The sequence below is a fragment of the Mycobacterium sp. SMC-21 genome, from assembly GCF_045310825.1.
GTDB lineage: Bacteria > Actinomycetota > Actinomycetes > Mycobacteriales > Mycobacteriaceae > Mycobacterium.
This window is the reverse complement of sequence record NZ_JBJIAO010000080.1, coordinates 1-3,601: the sequence shown is the minus strand read 5'-3', so window position 1 is coordinate 3,601 and position 3,601 is coordinate 1. Positions and strand designations below refer to the sequence as shown.

General features: G+C 57.7%; 1 protein-coding gene. It reads right to left on the bottom strand.

Going from position 1 to position 3,601, the window contains the following annotated elements; all coding sequences use genetic code 11:
* Window positions 1-692 precede the first annotated feature (692 nt).
* The gene (locus tag ACJH6H_RS29525) at window positions 693-2,999 is read right to left on the bottom strand and encodes a hypothetical protein (RefSeq protein WP_406776370.1); all 2,307 of its coding nucleotides are present in this window, start codon (window positions 2,997-2,999) and stop codon (window positions 693-695) included.
* Window positions 3,000-3,601 lie beyond the last annotated feature (602 nt).

The following is a 3,601-nucleotide window of genomic DNA, read 5'->3' as shown; positions in this document are numbered from 1 at the left end:
AAGGACCCTAACACCGGCTACGCTGCCAGTAGCCGCGTAACCACAAATCCCGTGTCCACTACATGGGGGCAAGGCCCATGATTGAAGCGGTGCTCAGTAAGTGTCTTGATTGGCTTATCTGCATAGGGCGTGCTTCCGTCTTCGCTGATCGTCACTGTGACCCATCCGCCGCTAAGTGCTTCAATTACGTCGTCACGCACGAGACCCCTCACTTTCTATCAAACGAGCGCTTTGGAACCCGAAGTCTATTGAGGTTAAGAGCTACCCCCTTCTCCTATGTGGAAAGCCATTATTGAGCCTGCGCTTATCTTGTCGTGGTAGCGCGGCTCGGGTTCGCCATCGCCGCTCAACGCCACGGCCACCGTGGTCGATGAGTGCGACCAGTGCGGTCACCATGATCACCGTGTTGGCGTGGGTTTTTTGGGTTCATTGCTCCTGCTGTAGTGCGAGCGGCGCGGCCTGCGCTCTCAATGTCATAGGTGATGTGCCGCGATTCGGCGACCATTAGTGGACGTGGCTGATCACCGCTGGCGGTGTCGAGCACGACGCATTGCTACTTGTAGAGGATGCGATAAGTAATGGGAAGACATGCCTTGTCGGATTTGGTTTAGGGGGCTGGAGCCATTGCGTCGAAGAAATCACCAGGTCATCGTGTCTCATTACCAACCTCTTCGTCTGGGGTGCGGTAGTCCTCATCGACGCTTCTTGTGGCTCTTGTTGCTCTTGCGAGACCGCCGACGCGGTGTTGACTTCCCTGGCGTAGTCGGGTTGCGCGCCGGTCGCTGGCGAGGTGATTTGAGTTGCAATCGCTCGACGAGCTCATCCATGTCGGGGTCATCGGCTACGCGGTCGTTGTAGTACTCGACCCCGCATATATCACCGGCTTCATCGAACAAGATGCAGACCGCGCGATCCGATTTCAGTTGGTGCTTCTTCGCCGTCGTGTAGATCGACAGATCTTCGATCGCCTTCTCCGGCAGCGTTCCGAGCGGGCATGTTCCGATGACGATCGTTGGTAAGCCCCAAACGCCCGCGAATGCCTGTGTCGCAGTGTGCATTTGGTGGTCCAACCTAGTTAAACGAACGGCGGACTTTGTGGCGTGTTCGAGGTTGGCTTGCGATTCACCCGAGGTCGCCAGCAAATCAGAGGTGACTCGAAGCCATCCGCGCGGTCGTTGGTTCGTTAGGTCGTCGACTAGCTTGAGGACGAACGGGTTCGAAGTGAATGTTGGCTTCGCAGCCGGGAACGGGCTCGTTCCGTCTTGCTTGTACATCCACGCGTCCAGGGGGTCGGTGTGGGTCAAGACTCGAGTGAGTCGCTGCGACCGTTTGAAGCGCCGGCGGGCAGCCTTGGTTGGCGTTGGTGCTGCAGGAAAATCGGCGGCGACCTGATCTGGATCGGGTTCGACGTAGAGATGATGATCACTCAGAAACAACATGAACAGATCAAGTTCATCGGTGGCGCGGTACAGCTTCGCGACCGCTGAATCCGACCGGCGCCGTAGATAGAGGAGAAACTCAGCCGGACGACCAACGATCTGCGCGATGACTGATAGGTCGTGCAGGGACGTGATCCACGGCAGCTTGTCAGCGTTGAGAATTCCGGCTCGGCGAAGATCGTCCATCGCGATCGCCAGCGGACCGATATCGTCGAGGCACACAGCAATCGATCGCACTTCGCGAAGCAAATCGAGTTCAAGCCAGGTGCGATCGGCCAGCCATATACCGCCGTTTACCTCGATGAGCGTCTCCAGCCTACGTGCTTGGGCTGCAGCGGATCCGACGATCTGGGCGAGTTCTCGCGCCAGGCGACGTACATCCCCCCGACGCGCTTGGTCGGCGACAGTACGTCCTTTGACCTCAACGCACAATGCAAAATCATCGACAATGAAGAGGCCATCGCATTCGGTCTCGTTGGCGATGTCCGTCAAATTAGCGCAGTCGCGATTTAGGCGGTTTGTTTCCACGCCTTCCTTGGGCGTGAAGTACTTTAGTCCCCGATATTGTGCTTTGGTCTGCAGAAGACTCTCGATCTCGTCGATCGCAAGTCCCTCGCTGAGAGCGGTTCGTGCTTTGTCGTAGGTCTTCCATTTAGGGCTGTCTTTCAGAGCCTCTTCAACGATGTATCGAAGCGCGTCCGTACCGATGGGGTTGCCAGCAATCACATAGTTGCCATTACCGTCGGAGACAAGGCCGGCTGTTCGAAACGGGTTGTCGCCCCGAAGAAAAGCGATGATCTCGTCGGCTGGGTCACGGTCCTCGAATTTGATGCTGAACGCGTCTATGACTCGCTCAACAACGCCCGCGTCGCAGCTCACCCGCTCGGCTATGTCAGCGACCGTAAACTGGGCCCTCTCGCCTGGAAGAAACATCATTTGGATCATGGCTTCGCGAAATTGATCCACGACCTCAGGAGGGAGTGCGCCGTCCGGAGCTCCGTATTCCTCGACGATCGCGGCGGTCTGGTTTCGCAGTCCGATGAACCTGTCGCTGTAAAGATCGCCGATGGCGTCGCGTACCTGCGTGAACTGCTGGTAACTGAAACCGAGTGCCGTCTCGACGACGCTGCGTAAACGGTCGCTGTCAAGGAGTGCCGCGTTCTGCTGATCCTGCAGTGACGGGTACTGCATGGTACGTACGTTCACCACATTGCCCTGAAATTCAGCGGCTAGCGGAGCGAGCGGTTCGTCGGAAAGGCGAGCACTGGCCATCGCGTGGAAGACAGCTAATCGAAGCAGTCGCATCGCGGTGTCATGAAGCCCTGGTATCAGCTCGTGCGGGTTCGTCGCGTTGGGTTGGTCAGGCTCCGTGGCCATTCGCGATGCTCGGCAGGTGAGGATTAGAGAAACGATCTCTAAGGCGGCGCCGCTTATTTCAATGCCGGGGCCAAGTCCCAACACTGGTGAAATTGGCACCTCACGTAATCGCATGAGTTCAATGAGGTCGAAGGCGTCGGCTGAAGCCATCTGGTCTACGAGGGCAGCGACTTCTTCTTGCACTCGTGATCTGTAGAGCGAATGGAGTTCCTCGGCTGAGGCGAACGAGCCCATTTGTAGGAGATCGGCGACGGCGTCCGACCTCAAGCGCAAGTCTGTCGATCCAGCTATGAAATCCATCAGGTCATAGTCTCAAAGCCTGCCGACAGATCGCGTGGACAGTGGTCCTCCGGTCAGGTCGAGCGAATAGCGCAAGGTCGGCACTCCAATTTTGCGTGCTTCTGGCGATATCCGCCGCTACCGGGGGCGTGAACTTTCTACGGGTCGTGGAATCGCACAGCAAGACGAGCGCCGTCAGGAGCTGTTGCTCGACAACCAGCCTAAGAGTGCCGCCTCGAGAACCTGGCTGTCGTTAAGTCCAAGCTTTTGAGCACACTTCTGGACGTCCTCCAGCACGTGTGGGTCCACCTTGCCGGGGACCCTGACTGTGTCTCCCGGGGGCAGCGGAGTTGGGGTTGTGCGTAGTTCGTCGCGAGGGAATAGGTCGATAAGCGACAACATCTGCTCAGGGTTGATCTCGATTGGTCGACGGGTCTGCTGCACGAATAGGTGACATCTGAGTTGGCTTGCCCAGCATGGGCGGGCTGGAAGGATGTCCCCATGGC